The 18,791-nt window shown below is 42.0% G+C and carries 15 protein-coding genes and 1 tRNA gene; 11 read left to right on the forward strand and 5 right to left on the reverse strand.

What is annotated here, in order from left to right; all coding sequences use genetic code 11:
- The first annotated feature begins 177 nt into the window (after positions 1-177).
- Entirely contained in the window at positions 178-903 is a 726-nt protein-coding gene (locus tag Q0R52_RS16910) for an outer membrane beta-barrel protein (RefSeq protein ID WP_295796348.1), read from the forward strand.
- Here the strand turns inward: Q0R52_RS16910 and Q0R52_RS16915 are convergent.
- The 3 genes from Q0R52_RS16915 to Q0R52_RS16925 form a co-directional block, all read right to left on the reverse strand.
- Positions 900-1,553: a DUF3471 domain-containing protein gene (locus tag Q0R52_RS16915; protein WP_295796350.1), complete on the reverse strand. Its 654-nt coding sequence runs from the start codon at positions 1,551-1,553 to the stop codon at positions 900-902. The genes Q0R52_RS16910 and Q0R52_RS16915 overlap by 4 nt on opposite strands.
- A 62-nt stretch (positions 1,554-1,615) precedes the next feature.
- Positions 1,616-2,785, reverse strand: a complete 1,170-nt coding sequence (locus tag Q0R52_RS16920) for a helix-turn-helix domain-containing protein (RefSeq protein ID WP_295796352.1) — start codon at positions 2,783-2,785, stop codon at positions 1,616-1,618.
- 96 nt (positions 2,786-2,881) lie between these two features.
- Entirely contained in the window at positions 2,882-3,622 is a 741-nt protein-coding gene (locus Q0R52_RS16925) for a response regulator transcription factor (RefSeq protein WP_295796353.1), read from the reverse strand.
- Between the two features lie 1,020 nt (positions 3,623-4,642).
- Here Q0R52_RS16925 and Q0R52_RS16930 point away from each other — a divergent pair.
- The 9 genes from Q0R52_RS16930 to Q0R52_RS16970 all read left to right on the forward strand — a co-directional run bounded on the left by Q0R52_RS16930 (position 4,643) and on the right by Q0R52_RS16970 (position 15,365).
- Complete coding sequence (locus Q0R52_RS16930; protein WP_295796355.1) at positions 4,643-6,412, forward strand: histidine kinase dimerization/phosphoacceptor domain -containing protein; 1,770 nt, start codon at positions 4,643-4,645, stop codon at positions 6,410-6,412.
- Positions 6,413-6,618: 206 nt separating this feature from the next.
- Positions 6,619-6,689, forward strand: a tRNA-Gln gene (locus tag Q0R52_RS16935).
- A 152-nt stretch (positions 6,690-6,841) separates the two neighbouring features.
- Positions 6,842-7,786, forward strand: a complete 945-nt coding sequence (locus Q0R52_RS16940; protein WP_295796357.1) for a ribose-phosphate pyrophosphokinase — start codon at positions 6,842-6,844, stop codon at positions 7,784-7,786.
- Positions 7,787-7,895: 109 nt separating this feature from the next.
- The gene (locus Q0R52_RS16945; protein WP_252788442.1) at positions 7,896-8,480 is read left to right on the forward strand and encodes a 50S ribosomal protein L25/general stress protein Ctc; all 585 of its coding nucleotides are present in this window, start codon (positions 7,896-7,898) and stop codon (positions 8,478-8,480) included.
- A 162-nt stretch (positions 8,481-8,642) separates the two neighbouring features.
- On the forward strand, positions 8,643-9,203 hold the full coding sequence (pth, locus tag Q0R52_RS16950; protein ID WP_295796359.1) for an aminoacyl-tRNA hydrolase: 561 nt from the start codon (positions 8,643-8,645) through the stop codon (positions 9,201-9,203).
- Positions 9,204-9,438: 235 nt separating this feature from the next.
- Positions 9,439-11,871 (forward strand): outer membrane beta-barrel family protein, encoded by a 2,433-nt coding sequence (locus Q0R52_RS16955; protein WP_295796360.1) that lies wholly within the window; start codon positions 9,439-9,441, stop codon positions 11,869-11,871.
- Positions 11,872-11,883: 12 nt separating this feature from the next.
- Positions 11,884-12,231 (forward strand): Spx/MgsR family RNA polymerase-binding regulatory protein, encoded by a 348-nt coding sequence (locus Q0R52_RS16960; protein ID WP_295796362.1) that lies wholly within the window; start codon positions 11,884-11,886, stop codon positions 12,229-12,231.
- Between the two features lie 187 nt (positions 12,232-12,418).
- Positions 12,419-14,434 carry a M1 family metallopeptidase gene (locus tag Q0R52_RS16965; protein ID WP_295796365.1) on the forward strand — a complete coding sequence of 672 codons (2,016 nt, stop codon included), beginning with the start codon at positions 12,419-12,421 and terminating at the stop codon, positions 14,432-14,434.
- A gap of 247 nt (positions 14,435-14,681) precedes the next feature.
- Positions 14,682-15,365, forward strand: coding sequence for a hypothetical protein (locus tag Q0R52_RS16970; protein WP_295796367.1), 684 nt, complete (start codon positions 14,682-14,684; stop codon positions 15,363-15,365).
- 388 nt (positions 15,366-15,753) lie between these two features.
- Here Q0R52_RS16970 and Q0R52_RS16975 read toward each other — a convergent pair whose 3' ends face one another.
- Both Q0R52_RS16975 and Q0R52_RS16980 read right to left on the reverse strand, forming a co-directional pair.
- Positions 15,754-17,511: a DUF885 domain-containing protein gene (locus tag Q0R52_RS16975; RefSeq protein WP_295796369.1), complete on the reverse strand. Its 1,758-nt coding sequence runs from the start codon at positions 17,509-17,511 to the stop codon at positions 15,754-15,756.
- A gap of 301 nt (positions 17,512-17,812) precedes the next feature.
- Entirely contained in the window at positions 17,813-18,337 is a 525-nt protein-coding gene (locus Q0R52_RS16980) for a hypothetical protein (RefSeq protein ID WP_295796370.1), read from the reverse strand.
- Positions 18,338-18,557: 220 nt separating this feature from the next.
- Here Q0R52_RS16980 and Q0R52_RS16985 point away from each other — a divergent pair, with 220 nt between their 5' ends.
- On the forward strand, positions 18,558-18,713 hold the full coding sequence (locus Q0R52_RS16985) for a hypothetical protein (RefSeq protein ID WP_295796371.1): 156 nt from the start codon (positions 18,558-18,560) through the stop codon (positions 18,711-18,713).
- The last annotated feature ends 78 nt before the right edge of the window (positions 18,714-18,791 follow it).

Below are 18,791 nucleotides of genomic sequence, written 5' to 3' on the forward strand. Positions count from 1 at the left end.
AGTTGGAATAAATAGGATAATATATCTGGGAATAATTGTTGCAGATAAGTTCAAAAAAGCAATTATTAGCTTAGCTCAATTGTTAGTTAAATATTATGATAATACCCCGGCCCATATCATTATAAGTATTAAAATTTATTACATTCGGTCGATTTAAATTATTACCCGGGCGTTTTTTTGAGAAAGTTACTTTTAGCTTTTTGTGGTTTTTTATTGGCTGTATCGGTTAACGCGCAAAGCATTAAAAGCTTTGCTCAGTTTGGCGTCGGTATTGATGGAGGTTCCACCCTTGGTTATACCGACCTGAAGCGGCAAAATCCAGGTTATAGCGCCGCTTTCCATTTCAATTATAATTTTAGCCCTTATTTCCCCATTTCGCTTGAATTACAACACGGGCAACTTTCAGGCGGCGGCAGTACTTTAGCGCTTGACAGCAACCTGCGAAAATATAAAAACAACTACACAGCCCTGGTTTTGCGTGCCGACATACAACTGGGTGAGTTGCTTGATTATGACAGCGACATCCTTGACCCGATAAAAGGTATTTTTGTAGGATTTGGTGTCGGCGGAATTAATAACCAGGTAATAACCAACAGGATTAAGCCCGATGGATCGCATTATATGTTCCCGGGGTTGGATCACAGCCGGGAGTTCATAGCCTCGGGCAGGATAGGATATGCCCTTAGGATATACAACGGATTTGACGAACCCCAGTTTGTTATCACTTTTTGCTACATCCACACTTTTGATATCGGCGATAACCTGGATGGGTATAACGACCCGGTTTCGAAGTTCAAAAACCAGGACACCGACCACTACCGCCAGATTTCAGTTGGCATCACGTATAATTTTGGACACATACAGCCTTATTATAAAGAGCGGTCGTATAGGAGGCGGAATTAGTTACTCTTAATCCAGTCATAATCCTTGCCATCCTGGTGAACCACAAACTTGCTCACTTTCCCAGTGGCATCTTTCACAAACCGCAGGGTAATTTCGCCAAAGTGAAATATAAAAGTCGATTCGTTTACAGCAAATATTTCGGTTTTAACAGGTATGTTGGTTTTTGAATCGGCCATTAAGCGACCGTTTTCAACCGTAATGGTGATTTTGTGCCCGGCATCCATGGCATAAATGCCAGCGTATTGTTTTAAAACAGCCTCATCAACTTTTGCGGTAGCAGGCCAGTCGAATTTGGTATATACAGTATTGTTTAGTACGGACGACCTGTCGTCGCAGGCATCGGCAATTAGTTTAATAGACAGTGCGTTTGCGATTACGCTGACTTTGTATTTGCCCATCACATCGTTATCGCAGTCGCTTTGCCCTTCTGTTTTTTTCAGGGTGAGCGTTGAATCAACGATGGCATAAACCATGTTTTCAATGGTTACACCATTGGTAAATGCGGTAATTTTCAGGGTGTCTTTTCCAAAATCGAAAAGGGTGGCTACATCGCCATTGATATTAAGCGTGGCTTTCCATTTTGTATTGGCCAACTGGGCCTTGCAATTGAATGCTGCGAAAAGGAACAACACTATGATTATCTTTTTCATGGGCTTAAAAATTGTGTATTTTGAGCAATAGTACTTAACGATTTCAATCCGCAATGCTCAAATCATGTTTTGAGCATTAATTTTTCCTTGTTTTTATATGTTGACAGGAATTGTTTGGGCGTGATGTTCTCGGCATTTTTAAACGTACGCTGAAATGTGGCTACCGAATTAAACCCCGATTCAAATGCGATGCCCGCTATGGTGATATGCTTGTTTTCGGGTAGCAGCATTTTTTGTTTTACCTCGTTAATGCGGTATTCGTTTATAAACTCACTGAAGCCCTTTTTTAGCTCGCGGTTTAAAACTGCGGATATGGTGCGTGAATTTACCTTTAGAGCATCTGCTAATTTGCCTACAGTGAGTGACGGATCGAGGTAAAGTTTATCGGTTTCCATCGCTTCTTTTAGCAAGGCAATGCAGGATTCAGCCTCTTCGGCGGGCATTGCATCCGCATAAATTTTAACGGCCTTTTGCTCACTCACATAAACTACGCTGCTATACCGGTAACCTTTAAGTCCAATCCAGTAGGTGAAAACCACAAGTATAATTTCGATAGGCGAAAAATATTCAATTGCTTGTATGTTAAATAATAGCGAGCCAAAGATGGTAGCACTCCAGATAACGGCAATTAATACAAGTATGGTAAGCAGGGCCCTGGTCCACTTAATAATAAGGGATTGTTCGCCGACATGCGGGCTGTTTTCGCCCATCGGCTGCAGCCCGCGTTTCTTAAACAGGCTGATTGACCTGACTAGATAAACCCAGAAAACAGCAACCATCAGTACTTCGGCAGCTGGTTGGTAAACGGCGTCGATACTGCCGGGCTTTATGCCACCGACAATCCCTTTATTATAAAGCAAGGCATAAACAAGCAGGCAGCTGCGAAACCCAAAATCAATTATGGCCGGTAAATAAGTTTTAAATATTGGGGTTGAAGGAATTTTATCGCCGTTAACAGTGGTTTTAATGTACAGGTAAAGGCTTGGCCCCGCTGTAAAAACAATAGTGTAAGGGTAAACAACATCATAAAATGCAAGCCAGCCAATGTTAACCCCCGAACTCCAGCAAAAAGTGCCGAAGGTATCATAAACCAGCATCAATATAAAGAAGGCTAAAAAATATTTGCTTTGCCGGTTATCTTTACCCGGAAACAATAGTACCAGACCTAAAATAAAGCCTTGCAGGGCTCCTAAAAGCACAATGATGTTAAACAGGTTAAAGTGTGCCGCCATAAATAAGGTTTTGCGGTAGGTTTGACTGGGACTTTGCGGAAAGGTTTAAATAGTTCATCGTTGATCCCGCACGTGAGGGATCAACGATGAACTCCGTCAAATAAACCTGATCAGATCGCTTAATTCTTTTTTATACGTTACGCCAACGGGTATTTCCTCGTCATCAATCCACAGCCTGTTGTCCTGAATTTTGGTGATATAATTTATGTTGATGATATAGGAGCGGTGCACCCGCAGCAGGTTTTTTGCAAAAGCAAGTTTGACCTCCAAAAAGCTTAAATTCTCGCTAAATATAATATGGCTCGCGTTGTAGTACAGTTCGCAATAGGCGCCATTGGCTTTTAAAAACCGAATATCGCTTACCATTATTTTTTTAAAGCTGCCGCCATCTTTAACAAAAATACTATCATTCATAAGGTAGGAAAATTCTGTTGCTTTTTGCGATGCTATTTCTTTGTTTGCGGAATGTTTTAACGCAAGATCGATGGCTATGCTGATATCGAGTTTAGTAAACGGTTTTGGAACATAGTGCACCGCGTTGGTTTCATAAATCGCTTTTTTGCGCACGCGTTCATCTGTGTTGTTGGTGATAAAGATAATGGTAGGGTCGCAAATCTTTTTAAGCTCAATTGCCGTGTCGATGCCGTTTGTATTATTGGCCAGCTCAATATCCATAATTATGATGTCGGCAAGGCCGGGTTTGAAGTTTTTGAGCACCTCAATTCCTGAGTTAAACATGGCCGTTACTTCGTATCCAAGGTTTTCCAGCATTATCCGCAATGCCTCTGCGATGAATACTTCGTCCTCTACGACTACAATTTTAACTTTGCTTAACATATTACCAAAGTTATAATAACAAGTGGTTAAAAAATTATATTAACTGTAAATTTTGTGCCTGATGCAGGTGCAGGTTTTGTTACGATTGCACGGTAAATTTTGTTACGGTGGGAATGTCGACTTTTAGTTAAAGTGCTAAAAACGCGCATTCACAAAGTAAAATAGCCAATTCGTAAACTTGATGCGGCAAAATTAATAATTGGAGTTAAATTCATACCAAGTTTAGAAGCTAAAGTTGCCGGTGCCCGATACACACCCGTAACATCAAGACAGTGCTTTGATAACCCACCTAAACCTTATCACATATTTTAAAAAGTACGTGCCCGCATAGTCGCCTTGACAGTATTTGTGCCGCCGTAACCATATTCAAACAAAATATCGGCGTCATGAACTGATATGTGATAACCAAAATTATGAAAAAGACATTGCCGGACAAGCAGGTGCAATAGAGGGCAGAACCTACCCAACCGCAATGACGCCTGCCCTCCTTAAACGAAAGGAGGTATTTAAAGTGCGTATATTTCTATGCTTTGTGGCAATATTATTTGCTATATCGATGATGGTAGGTTGTAAAAAAGACTCAACTGTAACCCCGGTAAAAAACTATTCGATTATAAAACTTGCTCCTGTCGATTCAACGAATTTGAACGGCGGCAAAAACACACCACCACCACCAAAACAATAATCCCTAATTTTTTAACAAAAAAGGCTGCATTATGCAGTCTTTTTTGTTAATTTTAAATTCGCAAGGTTTAAGGTTATCGATTTGAAACTTAAATTTGACCGAATAATCCTTATCGAATCTCTAAATAAATGGTATTATTAAAAAGAGGGTTGGCTTTGTTTGCAGGCATTTTTATTTTATTAAATAATGCTTACTCAATTTTTATTCAAGAAAATACATCACCGGAGGCAATGTTCAAAAAGGCTTCTGCAACCCAAAGTGATCCATCATTAGGTCTAAATCTAACAAAGCAGGCTTTACAATATGCAATACACCAAGGCAACAGAGTTATTATTGTGAAGTGCCTGAACCTGGAGTCGCAATATTACGGGGAGTTAAAAAAATACGACAGCGCTAAGGTTTGTGCCCACGAAGCACTTTCTCAAGCTGAGATTTATCATTTAGACTCCCTTAAAGGCAAGTCATGGTATACATTGGGAATGATAAGCTTTAGCAATAACAACTTGCAACAATCTATAGTCGAATACAACAAGGCGCTAGTGGCTTATAAAGAATCACATCAAACTGCCGGGGTCGGAACTTCATATCTTGGAATCGGAATTAGTGAACAAGGGTTGACAAATTATTCAAGCTCTATTGGTCATTATTTACAAGCTGCAGACATTTTTCAGAATTTGGGCGACGAAATGTATTTGGCGTATACTTTCAATTCAATAGCAGATTGTTTTAATGAATTGAGTAAGTATGGAGAAACTCTTGAATATAACAAAAAAGCGTTATTTATAAGGCGAAAATTAAAAGATGAACAAGGAATTTCTCAATCCTTAAATAACATTGGTTTTTTATATTACAAACTTCAAAAAGCCGATTCTGCTATTTATTATCTTTCCAGAAGCTTGGAAATTATAAAAAATGATAAGGATTCAAGCGGATTTGTGCTTACTCTTCAAGATATCGGCGCTGCGTATAAAATAAAGGGTGAATTTAAAAAGGCTGAAAAATATAGCTTGCGAGCACAAAATATAGCCTCTAATTATGGCATGGAGAAAGAGCTGGCCGGCGGAAACGCTGACCTTGCGGAAATTTACACCGGGCAAAAAGACTACGCAAAGGCTTTGCAACATGTTAATACCGCAATTGACACAGCAAGGAAATTAAATCTTACGGAATTGCTACTTAAGGCTTACACCATTAAGTATACCATTTACAAAAAAACAGGCGATTATAAAAACGCAGTAGTATATGGCGATAAGAGGGCCCAGTTAAATGATTCTCTTTTTACAATATCAGCCAATCGCGCAATCACAGAGATGGCGACCAAATATAAAACTGCCCAAACCGAAAAAGATAGAGATGCTTACAAAGTCCGGAGTCAGCTACAGCAAAAAATTGTTAGCCAACAAACAAAGTACATCGTCGTTTTATCCATAGCCGCGGTTTTGCTCGCCGCCTTATTCGTAATAGCTTACAATAACTTCCGCAAAAAGAACAAAGCCAACAAGCGCATACAAACCTTGATGCAGGATTTGCACCACCGCGTTAAGAACAACTTGCAGATACTTTCGGGCCTTTTTACCATGCAGATTGATAACCTTAGCGACGAAAATACCAAAAACGCGCTGCGCGAAAACGAGGCCAGGTTAACCTCGATGAACCTAATCCATAACAAACTGTATTTGGATAACACTACCACCAAAATTGAGATGAACGACTATTTAACCAAGCTGTTAAATCACATCAAAGACTCTTTTGGCGGTTACAAGCAAAACGAAATTAATTTAAGGATTGAAGTAAGCAACATTATGCTGGAGGCCGATAAAGCAGTTGCAATAGGCCTGATTGCCAATGAGCTTACAACCAACGCCTTTAAATATGCCTTCAACGGCCAGGTTCATGGCGAAATACACCTTGCCCTGCAATTGGTAGAAAAATCAAAAATATTGCTAACCCTTGGCGACAATGGCGTGGGACTAAAAGCCGAAAACAAAGACAAGGCCCCATCTTTTGGATTAAAACTGGTAAATTTAATGGCCAGGCAGCTAAATTCAACCCTGGTGGTAAATAACAATAACGGAGTATTTTACCAAATGGAGATCAGCATTTAGGAAGAGAGCCAGGAAGTTAAGAGTCAAGAATCAAGATTTGTTGGTGTAATTTCTAACTATTGTTATCTATCCTTTTTCAATCTTGATTCTTGACTCTTGACATCTTGATTCTTTCTTCTTCTTTTTTTTCAAAAACCTTTTTGAGAACAAAAAAAACCTCCTATATTTGCATTCCTTTTTGGAATGGATAACAAACCTAAGGAGATTGCCTGATAGTATAAAGGTAGTACGACGGTTTTTGGTACCGTTTGTCTAGGTTCGAATCCTGGTCGGGCAACAAAGTATTTCGGATTTCAGATGTTCAATTTCGGATTTAGGTCTGGTGAATATCGAAATCCGAAATTTTTTATAGCTGACTGGACACTAAAAGGGACGAAGATATTGGGTAATTAAACCCGAAATCGTAAATCCGGCTTCCGAAATAAACACATGCCTTTACAATTTAACCCTGTTAAATTATTTGCCGGTTCTGCCACGCAAGCGCTGGCGGCTCACATTGCAGCATCATATGGCCGCGATTTGGGCGAGGTTGACATATCGCGTTTCAGCGATGGCGAGTTTCAGCCGCATTTTAATGAGTCGGTACGAGGCAGTGATGTTTTTTTAATACAAAGCACCAACCCACCAACTGATAATCTGATGGAACTGCTGATGATGATTGATGCCGCACGCCGTGCATCAGCACATTATGTTACAGCTGTGATCCCTTATTTCGGTTTGGCCAGGCAGGACAGGAAAGACAAGCCCCGTGTAGCCATCGGCGCAAAGCTGGTTGCCAATTTATTGGTTGCCGCAGGTATCAACCGCATCATGACCATGGATTTGCACGCTGCGCAGATACAGGGCTTTTTTGATATCCCGGTTGACCACCTTGATGCTTCGATAATTTTTGTGCCTTATATCAAAAGCCTTAAGCTGCAAAATTTAACTATAGCATCGCCTGATATGGGCGGCTCGTACAGGGCGCGTACATTTGCCAAGTTTTTTAATGCAGAGGTGGTAATTTGCGATAAACGCCGTAAACGTGCCAATGAAATTGAATCGATGACGTTGATAGGCGACGTTACCGACCAGGATATAGTGCTGATTGATGATATATGCGATACTGCCGGCACGCTCGCAAAAGCAGCCGGATTAATTATGGAACGCGGTGCACGTAGTGTTCGTGCAGTTTGTACGCACCCGGTATTATCCGGCAAGGCTTACGAAACGATAGAGAACTCTGTGTTGACAGAATTGATAGTTACCGATACTATACCGCTTAAATACCAAAGCAATAAAATTAAGGTATTAACCACTGCAAATTTATTTGCAAGTGCAATAATGAATGTAAACGAGCACGGCTCGATAAGCCAGCTGTTTAAAGTGGACTGAGAAGTCCATAGACGATGGTCGATAGTCCATGGTGAAAATTGAAAAGCGAATAAAAATAAACCCATGGCCTCCGGGTCTTGGACTTAACAATAAAACAAATAAATAAAAAATGAAATCAATTGCTATTAGCGGTTCTCCAAGAGAGAACGTAGGGAAAAGAGACGCTAAAGAACTGCGTTACCAGAGCCTGGTGCCGGCAGTACTTTACGGTGGGCCAACCCAAACCCACTTTTCAGTGTCCGCAAGTGATTTGAAAGCCGTAGTTTATACGCCGGTTGTTCATTTCATCAACTTAGACATTGCCGGTACAAAATCACAGGCTATTATTAAAGACCTGCAGTTTCACCCGTTGACAGAACAAATTATCCACGTGGATTTTTTACTGTTAGACGAGAAGAAACCAATTACTATCGAAATCCCTGTTAAATTAACCGGAACTTCGCCAGGTGTTAAAACAGGTGGTAAACTTGTACAAAAATTAAGAAAACTGCGCATCAAAGCATTGCCAAAAGATCATTTGGACGCAATTGAAGTAAGCATTGAAACTTTGGAAGTTGGTAAATCTGTAAAGGTTAGTGACATCACAGTTAACAAGCTTACAATTATGAACGCTAAAGAAGATACCATTGTTTCGGTAACTACTTCACGTGCATTGCGCCAGGCTGAGCAGGAAGCTGCTGCCGGTAAAAAATAGCCCCCCGACCCCCTGAAGGGGGAGCAAAAAGGGAAAAATTAACAGCGATAAGTTTATACTTGTCGCTGTTTTTGTTAAAAGTAATATCTTCGCGTTTTAGTAATTATACATTTTGCAGCGCAGCTGCAAATAAAAAATTCCCCCTTTAGGGGGCCAGGGGGCATGAACTATTTAATTGTAGGTTTAGGAAACATAGGGCCCGAATATGCCGACACCCGGCATAACATCGGTTTTATGATATTGGATGAATTTGCGAAGCAGGAAGGCGCGAAGTTCTATAACATGCGCCTGGCTTACTATACCGAGGTTAGCCACAAGGCTCGTAAATTGTTTCTGATAAAGCCCACAACGTTCATGAACCTTAGCGGCAAAGCTCTTAACCATTGGATGAAGGAATTGAAAATTCCGATCGAAAATGTATTGGTGCTGGTTGATGATATAGCCCTGCCGTTTGGCACCTTGCGCCTAAAACCCAAGGGTAGCGCTGCAGGCCACAACGGCCTGAAACATATTGAAGCTACTCTTGGTCATAACAACTATGCCCGCCTTCGTTTTGGTGTTAGCGACAACTTTCCGAAAGGTCGACAGGTTGATTATGTACTTGACGCCTTTGATAAAGATGAGGTGCCTGCCTTACCTGAACTTATCGACCGCTCTATCGAAATGATCAAAAGCTTCGCCACCATTGGTGCAGAGCTTACCATGACGCGGTTTAACAAATAGCCTTTTGTTAAAAAGCGTGAAGCCCTTTTGACTCCCTCATTAACCTGTAATATTTATAAAGACGATACCAACGGCGATGGTTGATAAACCGCGCTCCCGGCCATTTGAGCGCAATATTTACTGCAACAAAGTAACAACTGCGTTACGTAACTAAAATAATAGTTAAATTGGGCTAAAACGTTTTTTTTATGCAGCCCGAGGTAATATCTTCGCGCCAAATATCAAAATACCCTTAATGAAACATTTTTTACTGATGGCTGTGTGCTGTTGTTTTTCGGCCATAGTTTTCGCCCAGCCAGCGCCAAAGCCATTAACCGTTAAAGGAACAGTTATAGATTCTGCAACAAAAGTCCCTGTCGGTTATGCCACCGTTTCGCTGATCGATGCCGCAACCAAACAGTCGGTGCGTGGCGGACTAACTAAGGATGACGGTACTTTTGAGTTAAGAACTGTGACCGGTAAAACATACCAGCTAACAGTAGCGTCAGTAGGGTACGGCAACAAAATAATAAAGATAACCGGCGGCGACGAAGAGGTAAACGTGGGGCGCATTTTTTTATCTACTGCAAAAAATCAACTAAAAGAAGTTTCGGTGACCGCATTAAGGCCAGTAGTAAAACAGGAAATTGACCGCCTGACCTACGACGTACAGGCCGATCCTGAAACCAAAACACAAAACGTGTTGGATATGCTGCGCAAAGTGCCGTTGCTAACGGTTGACGCCAGTGATAACATCCAGCTAAAAGGCGAGAGCAACTATAAAATTCTGATAAACGGCAAACCATCATCGCTGGTGGCGCATAACCCGTCGGATGTGTTTAAGTCGATGCCTGCAAGCAGCATCCAAAAAATTGAAGTTATTACCACGCCGCCTGCAAAGTATGACGCAGAAGGTTTGGCAGGTATAATCAACATTATCACCAATAAAAAGATAGACCAAGGTTATAATGGCAACGTTAACCTTCGTTATAATACGTTGTACGGCCCCGGTGGAGGCGTAAACCTCAACATAAAACAGGGCAAATTGGGTATTACCAATTATACCGGCTACGGTTACCAGAAAAAAAGGTATTCATCATCGACGTCCGACCTGACTTCCTATAAGCCGGATACCACTTTGTTAAGGCAAGCTTCTTCCAATATAAATTCAGGTCGTTTTATTTATACCAGTACCGAGATAAGCTATGAAATTGACAGCCTTAATTTAATAACCGGCTCTATCGATTTTAATAACGGGCAAAGCAATAACGAAAACAACCAGTTTTCGAACGAGTTTAATGATTTGGGCGCGCTTATCCAAAGCTACCGGATAAGGAATACCGGCCACAACAAAAATAACGGGTTTGATTTTGGGGTTAACTACCAGTTGGGTTTTAAAAGCAACAAACAGCGGTTGCTGACATTTAGTTATAAGTACTCCAACTCGCCAGGAGATAACACCACCAGCAACAGCATATTCGATAGGTTTAATTACGGGCAGCCAAGCTATACGCAGTTTAACAACTCGGGAGCACGTGAGCAGAATATACAGGCAGATTATGTTCACCCCCTAAAAAACCTCACTATTGAAGGTGGACTTAAAGCCATATTGCGGCACAACATCAGCGATTTTGAGAACAGCATTTTTAATGATACCACACAGACATACGCGGTAGATCCTAGAAGCGCTAATAACTTTATTTACAATCAAAACGTTTACGGCTTTTACAATACCTATCAATACAATAAAGATAACTGGGGTGTAAAAGCCGGTGTAAGGATAGAAGGCACTTACCTCAACGCAAACTTTTTATCACAGGGCGGCTTTCTCGACAGAAATTATTACAACTTTATCCCATCGGTATCGTTGCAGCGTAAACTTAAAAACAATGCGAGCCTTAACTTTGGCTTCACCAACCGGATACAACGGCCGTATATTGGTGACCTTAATCCTTTTGTAGATAAAACCAATCCGAGGTTCATTAGTTCGGGTAACCCCAACCTGGAACCTGCCCTTAACCATAGCCTGGAACTTAACTACAGCAAGTTTAGCAAAGGCGGTTTCAACATCGGCATGTCGTACTTCTTCTCTAATAATACAATTCAGCGCGTTACAAAACTGGTAGATACGGTTACTTACAGCACGCCTCAAAACCTCGGCACCAACAAAAACCTGGGTATTAACGGCAGTTTTAATTATCCAATCAGTAAAAAAATCAGCTTTAACCTTAACGCCCGCGTATCAAACGTTTGGATAAAAGGTTATTTCAACAACCAGCTTTACAGCAATAAAGGGCTAACAGGCAATGCCTTCACCTATATGGGCTATAAGATAACCGACACCTGGCGCGCCGGGATAAATGCAGGTTACTCCAGCGCCTATATAACGCTGCAGGGTAAATCAAGCTCCAATACGTTCACGGGTATCAGTACTTCAAAAGATATACTGAACAAAAAAGGTTCGATATTCTTTAACGTAAATAACCCTCAAAGCAAAAACCGCACTTATTCCAGCTACACCCGCGACCCTGCATTCTACCAAAGCAGTACTACGGAATACCCGTTGCGCTCGTTCAATTTTGGCTTTAACTACCGCTTTGGTAAACTAAAGGCCGAGATTAAAAAGAACCAGCGAGGAATTGATAATGATGATACTAAAGGAGCAGAGAAACCGACAACCGGAAAATAATATATTTGCGGTATGAAAGTTTACGGAATAACCAACTGCAATACGGTAAAAAAAGCGCTCGACTGGCTAAAGGCCAACCATGTTGATTACGAGTTTCATGATTTTAAAAAGCTTGGCGTAAGCCCCGAAAAGCTTGGCGAGTGGGATGCAAAAGCCGGGTACGAAAAGTTTATGAACAAGCAGGGCCTAACCTGGAAACAGCTTGACCCTGCCATAAAAGAAAGCATAAAAACCAAAGCCGATGCCCTGCAACTGCTGCAACAGAAAACCAGCATGATAAAACGTCCCGTTATTGAAGATGGCGACTTTTTGTTCTTTGGTTTTGATGAAGGGGAGTATGGGCGTAGGTTTATGAAGTGAGTAGTTGATTGGGTTGATTAGGTTATTGGCTGGTTGTCGTAATCACCACTTAATCAACTCAAAAACACCCTCCCCCTAAAGGGGTGATTTTCAAATTTCCAATAGTAACAATTATTTTACTTTAGGCAGCATTCCTCAATTAATAGTATACTTGCTGTATATTTTTATAAACTGACCTTTTTAAAAAATGAAACTAAAACTGATAGCTGGTTTTACACTGGCATTATTGGCTGTAACCGGTATCAGCCGTGCCCAGCAAACCACCCCTGCGCCAAACGCGCCTGCTGCACCGCCGGCTACAAATTATGATAATCACGAAACTTTTGGGTACTCGTTTTACACCAAAAATGGTACCGAATACCGTGCTGCTGATGGCGAGCCGGGGCCAAAGTACTGGCAAAACCGTGCTGATTACCAATTGGCTGCTACGCTGAACGACCAGACAAATGAAATTACCGGCTCTGAGGTATTAACTTATACCAATAACAGCCCGCAAAAACTTGGTTTTTTGTGGATGAACATGGAGCAAAACATGTTTAAAGAGGACTCGCGCGGCCAGGCCATTGTGCCTTTGCGCGGCAACGTTAAAAGCAGCCGCGACTGGGGCAACGGACAGGTTTTTGACGCTGGTTTTAAAATTAAATCGATAAAAGTGCTGAATGCAAAAGGCGTAGCCACCGATGTTAAGTTTGAGGTGAGCGATACCCGTATGCAGGTATTTTTACCCAGCGGCGTTGGCGCAGCAGGTGGCCAGGTAAAGCTTAAAATTGAATACAGCTTTATCCCGCCAAATTATGGTTCAGACCGTACAGGTATACTGGATACCAAAAACGGGAAAATATTTACCATTGCGCAATGGTACCCACGTATGTGCGTGTATGACGATGTAATGGGCTGGAACACCCTGCCATACCTTGGCGCCGGTGAATTTTACCTGGAATACGGCGATTTCGATTTCACCATTACAGCACCGGCTAACCACATCGTAGTGGGTTCGGGTGAATTGGTTAACCCACTGGAGGTTTATACACCGGCACAGGTAAAACGCTGGGCCCAGGCTGCTGCGAGCGAAAAAACCGTAGTTATCCGTTCTGCTACCGAAGTTACCGATCCTGCATCTCGTCCGGCCGGCAAAAAGATGCTGACCTGGCACTTTAAAATAAAGAATGCACGCGACGCGTCATGGGCATCTTCTGCATCGTTTATTATAGATGCTGCTAAAATGGATTTGCCAAGCGGAAAGAAAACAATAGCAATATCAGCCTATCCGGTTGAGAGCGATGGCGATAACGCCTGGGGCCGCTCAACTGAATACGTGAAAAAATCGCTGGAATATAATTCAAAAAAATGGTTCGAGTATCCTTACCCGGCTGCTACTGCCGTTGCTGGTGTAGTTGGCGGTATGGAATATCCCGGTATTGTTTTTTGTGGCTACAAGGCTACAAAGGGTAGCCTTTGGGGTGTTAACGACCACGAGTTTGGCCATACCTGGTTCCCGATGATAGTAGGCTCGAACGAAAGGCTGCACGGCTGGATGGACGAAGGGTTCAATACCTTTATTAATACACTTTCTACAGACGACTTTAATAAAGGGGAATATGCCCAGAAGAATCCGACTGATCTGCATAAGATTGCTGACGCCCTGACACGCGTTGGTGTTGAACCAATTTTAAGCCAGGCCGATGGGTTCAAAGAAAACGTTAAAGGCCTGAATGAATATTTTAAACCAAGCACAGGATTAGTACTGCTGCGCGAACAGGTAATGGGGCCTGAGCGTTTCGACCGTGCTTTCAGAACTTACGTTGAGCGTTGGGCGTTTAAGCACCCAACACCTGACGACTTTTTCCGCACTATGGAAAATGTATCGGGCGAAAGTTTGCAATGGTTTTGGAAAGGCTGGTTCCAGAATAACTGGAGACTTGACGTTGGTGTACGCAGCGTTGATTATGTAGATAACGACCCAACAAAAGGCGCCATTATTACCATTGATAATCTTGAAAAACAGGTAATGCCGGTTATACTTGAAATTAAAACCGTTAGCGGTAAAACCGACCGTGTAAAACTACCGGTTGAAGTATGGCAGCGCAATAAATTCTGGAGGTTACGGTACAATTCAACCGAAGCTATCGAGTCTGTTACTTATGACCCGGACCATGTTTTCCCTGATGTAAACGAGGCTAATAACGTTTGGAAGAAACAGTAAGCTAGTGAGTAGTGAGGGGTGAATGGTGAGTAGTTGGATATCCCTAATCATATTAAGTCGGCTGGCAATTTTACTGTCAGCCGATTTTTTTATGTATTGTCGATTGCATAAGAGGGTATGGCACCCATTCACTACTCTCCACTCCCTATTCTCCACCTCCGTGTAAAATATTTATCTAAATGTTAAAATCAAAACCTTTATTAACTAAATAAGGTTATTTTAACAGTGTAATTCATCTGCCATGAAAATGAGGTATATTTTGATTTTGCTGTTGGTTATAATAGCAACGTCAGCAAATGCACAGGGACTGTTAAAAGGAACCGTTTACGAAAGCGCGACTGGTAATAAACTAGCTGATGTTTTTATCAGGAACAGCAACAGTAAACAACTCGGGATTACCGATAAAAACGGCAACTTTAGTATAAAGGCCGAAGTTGGCAACCTGCTGATATTTGATTCGCCGGGCTATGTGTCTGATACCTTGTATCTGGTCGATTTGGTGCCTAAAAAAATACAAATGTTTACCAAAACCATCGCCCTGCGCGAGGTTACGGTTAACTCAACCCGGGAGGCATTCGATCCCCATAAAGAATACCCTGAAATATACACCAAGAGCAAGCTTTACGTACTATCGCCAACCACCTGGTTTGGCAAGGAAGCCACTGATGCACGCAGGCTAAAACGCTATTTTAAACGGGAACAGGAAGAGCGCCGCATTGATGCCGTATTTACCCGCACTTATGTAGGCAGTATAGTTCCGTTAAAAGGAATTGAACTGGAGGATTTTATGCTGATGTATCGCCCCACCTATGCATTTATTAAAGGCAACAACAATGTTTCGCTGGCGGTGTATATAAACGACAGCTACAAAAAATACCAGGCATTGCCGCCAGAGAAACGCAAACCACAGAGTTTGACGGGAGGGAATTGAAGTCTGAAGTCTGAAGTCTGAAGTCTGAAGTCTGAAGTCTGAAGAACATTATGTTAACCGAATGGCGAAATCGGTGAAATCATAAAATAAAAACAATTAAATATTTATGGTGGTTATACTTAAAAACACTACCATGAAAAAGAAAATAATAACCATGATGTTGCTTACCGCTGTGTATGCAATGTTGAGCACAAGTTGTGCCCCTCCAAAACATTTAAGTGCACCGCCCGCACCACCAGGAGCACCAGCCCATTAATTATTGGGGATTACACCGATTTTTAAGATGATTACACCGATTATTGTCTGAACCTTGATTAAAGGATTTTTGGATTTCATGATTATCTTCTGCTGCAAAAATCATATAATCTTAAAATCCTTTAATCATAGTTTACATTACATTACCCCACGTACTCTTATCCTTCAGCATAACTTCGCGGAGCAAACGCAGTTGCGGCATGCCGTGGTTTAGCACTTCATCATGGAATTTTTTGAGCGAGAAGCTGGTGCCTTCCTGTTTTTCGTAGTCTGCGCGCAGTTTCAGTATTTCCAGCTTGCCAATGGTATAAAATAAATAGCCGGGATCGAAAGTGCCACGCAGGGCTTCCTGGTACGATGGTTTTTCGCCCTGGTACCAGTTGGCCATAAAGAACTTTGTAGCATCGTTAAGCTTCATGCCCTGGCAATGGGTTTTTATGGAAACGCACAGCCTGCACAAACGCAACAGCGCATCACCCGATTGGGTAAGCCTGTATTTTGCTGCTTTAACCGTATCGCCGTTGTGCCCATAGCCTTCATCGGCCATCATTTTTTCGCAATAGTGCGCCCAGCCTTCCACAAAAGCATAGCTGCCAAATATCTTTTCAATTTTAGTAGCGGGCGAAGCATTCAGGTGTAAAAACTGGGCGTAATGGCCGGGGTATGCTTCGTGTATAGTAATATTATCGGTAGTATAGTAGTCAAACTGACGCAGCCAGTCTTCCTTTTGTTTGGCCGTCCATTTGGCATCAACGGGGGTAACGTAGTAAAATGCTTCGGTAGCCTTGGTTTCAAATGGTCCCGGGTCATCGTTTGATGCTGTGCTGGTTGCACGGGCGTATTGCGGGGTTTCAGTAACCTTCAGGTTTACCGAATCAGGCATCGACACAATGTTTTTATCGGTCAAAAACTTGCGGATAGCTTCTACGTTTTTCCTTACCTCGGGTATCAGGTTTTCGGCAGTCGGATGCTCTTTTTGCAGGTCCTGGTATACCTCGATGGGTTTTTTATTGGGGTTGATGGTTTTTGCAGCGGCATTAAATACGGCTTGTTCTTTTTTTAATTCGCTTAAGCCGATCGCTAATATTTTTTCGGGCTCAAGCGTCAGGCCTTCGCTGTAGAGCAGCATCTTCTTGTAGCTTATTTTGCCAATGGCGTACTTGTTATTTGCTTTCGGCAGCTTTTGTTTTTGCAGCCAGGTGGCGTAGTTATTTATGGAGGCTATAGCAGTTTTATTAACCGCATTGAAAACCTTCATCAGCGAATCGTTTTTAACATCCTTAAGGGCAATTTTTAAATCTCCGCCTAAAAAATCAGCTGTGCCGTGTGCAATTTCAATAGCAGTTTCAACGTATGGTTTGGCCAGTGTATCTTTAAGATTGGCTTTTGCTGCTATAAAGACATTTGCTGCATTTTTTTCGATAGCTATTATCGATTTCAGCCTTTCTTCGAGCGGGGCGAAGTTACGTTTAATGTAAATGCTCACATCAACAGCTCCGGCGTATGTCATGGGGTTACGGTCGAACTCGCCCATATCCTCGAAATTGAAAATCTCGTTCTTAATAGCCGAGCGTAATATCCTTAAATCAAAAAAATCTTTAGTGCTTAGCGATGCGGTATCTGTAGCAGCTAATTGCTGGTCAAAATCCTTTAACCGCCCCAACTCTTTGCCGATAGATTCCTTGCCCATGTCTGTTACCTTACCATCGTATTGATGATAGCCCAATGCAACGCCATTTGCCGGGCGCCAGGCCAGGAATCCTGTTAAATAGTTTTCCGATAATTTTTCAAACGCAGCATCACCCGAAACAGGCACCGCCGCTTGTTTGGTTTTTTGTTCGCAACTAAATAAAACTGCCAGGGGGATAATTAACAGGATGGATTTTTTCATGAGGTGCATTGATTGGTAAAGTCGAATTTAGGATTAAATTATTGGATTGTCATTAGTAAATTAGTCGTTTGGCATCGCAAGTCTTCGCCGGATCTTCCTAAACAATATACTAATCATGTCGTCATTGCGAGGAACGAAGCAATCTCTGAACTACGCAAGTCATGAACCTTTAATTATCGCGAAGAGGAAGCGGCTGAATGCTTCACACATGAATTATCCTCCCTGATTGTCCTATGTAGAGGTTGCTTCGTTCCTCGCAATGACGGGTTTGTTATTAAACCTCAGTTTTGATTATCATTAACTATTTCAAATACTCTGCCGGTATTGGGTTGTCCTTGCGCTCACCATCATAAAACCAGCCCAGTATCCAAAAGCGGGTGCCGTCGTTAAATAGTTCGATACTGTTGATGCCGCGGTCGATTATTGGTCCGCCGGCTACGTTGCGCGATTCGTAGGTGCTCCAAACATGATAAATGGCGCCGAACCTTTCGGTTTTGCGGGCTATTTCGCGCTCATCGAAGCCGTCTTTTTCTACATAGGGGTCTGATAGTTCATGAAATCTTTTCAGGCTAACAAAGCCGATTACCGGTTTGCCGTCCTTATTCATACTTACACCGCCAACCCTTACATCTTTCCAGTGCAGCAGGCTATCGCGTTCAAAATAAACCTTGCCGCCTTTTTGTACGCTAACCACATCGTAAAAAGCTTTAATAATGCCATCGAGTGTGCTTACGTTATCGCCGTATTTAGTTGTTACCTGTGCCGATGCGCGGAAGCCGGTGGATAATAAAAATAGTGCGATGATAATTAAGGCTGCTTTTTTCATAATTAACACGATTTACAGGATTTCTTTGATTATCAAATATAAGGTTTGGGTTTTACCTATTATAGGTGGATTTCACCTAACACGACTTAACTGTTGATTCTTTTTGATTACCTGCAGGGTTGATAGTATTTTCTCTTTGTGATTAATCCTTTTCAATTTAAAAGCATCCAACATACAAACGCCGCAACATTTGAGGCATTAAAATTAAAAGCTAATCACCATGAAAAAGAAATTTGTTGCATTCGCGCTAGTAATATGCGCTATAGTATCAGTAACCTCGGGTTGTATCGTTCGTGAAGGCTACGGCGGTGGGCACAGGGATCATGACCATGAGGGCCATTGGCATCACGGCCGTGATTATAATCGCGGTTATTAATTAAGATAAGGTTCATAGTTTTTGGATAAGTGAGGTGTGTTTTGAAGGCCCTGGTGCAAACCGGGGCTTTCTGTTTTT

This window comes from Mucilaginibacter sp. (genome assembly GCF_025359345.1).
GTDB lineage: Bacteria > Bacteroidota > Bacteroidia > Sphingobacteriales > Sphingobacteriaceae > Mucilaginibacter.

Excerpts from the sequence above, each read along its gene's own strand:
- Q0R52_RS16915 (WP_295796350.1), bottom strand. The coding sequence starts at position 1,553 with ATGAAAAAGATAATCATAGTGTTGTTCCTTTTCGCAGCATTCAATTGC.
- Q0R52_RS16980 (WP_295796370.1), bottom strand. The coding sequence starts at position 18,337 with ATGAAAAAAGCAGCCTTAATTATCATCGCACTATTTTTATTATCCACC.
- Q0R52_RS16945 (WP_252788442.1), top strand. The coding sequence starts at position 7,896 with ATGAAATCAATTGCTATTAGCGGTTCTCCAAGAGAGAACGTAGGGAAA.
- Q0R52_RS16955 (WP_295796360.1), top strand. The coding sequence starts at position 9,439 with ATGAAACATTTTTTACTGATGGCTGTGTGCTGTTGTTTTTCGGCCATA.
- Q0R52_RS16965 (WP_295796365.1), top strand. The coding sequence starts at position 12,419 with ATGAAACTAAAACTGATAGCTGGTTTTACACTGGCATTATTGGCTGTA.
- Q0R52_RS16975 (WP_295796369.1), bottom strand. The coding sequence starts at position 17,511 with ATGAAAAAATCCATCCTGTTAATTATCCCCCTGGCAGTTTTATTTAGT.
- Q0R52_RS16920 (WP_295796352.1), bottom strand. The coding sequence starts at position 2,785 with ATGGCGGCACACTTTAACCTGTTTAACATCATTGTGCTTTTAGGAGCC.
- Q0R52_RS16970 (WP_295796367.1), top strand. The coding sequence starts at position 14,682 with ATGAGGTATATTTTGATTTTGCTGTTGGTTATAATAGCAACGTCAGCA.
- Q0R52_RS16925 (WP_295796353.1), bottom strand. The coding sequence starts at position 3,622 with ATGTTAAGCAAAGTTAAAATTGTAGTCGTAGAGGACGAAGTATTCATC.
- pth (WP_295796359.1), top strand. The coding sequence starts at position 8,643 with ATGAACTATTTAATTGTAGGTTTAGGAAACATAGGGCCCGAATATGCC.
- Q0R52_RS16940 (WP_295796357.1), top strand. The coding sequence starts at position 6,842 with ATGCCTTTACAATTTAACCCTGTTAAATTATTTGCCGGTTCTGCCACG.
- Q0R52_RS16960 (WP_295796362.1), top strand. The coding sequence starts at position 11,884 with ATGAAAGTTTACGGAATAACCAACTGCAATACGGTAAAAAAAGCGCTC.
- Q0R52_RS16985 (WP_295796371.1), top strand. The coding sequence starts at position 18,558 with ATGAAAAAGAAATTTGTTGCATTCGCGCTAGTAATATGCGCTATAGTA.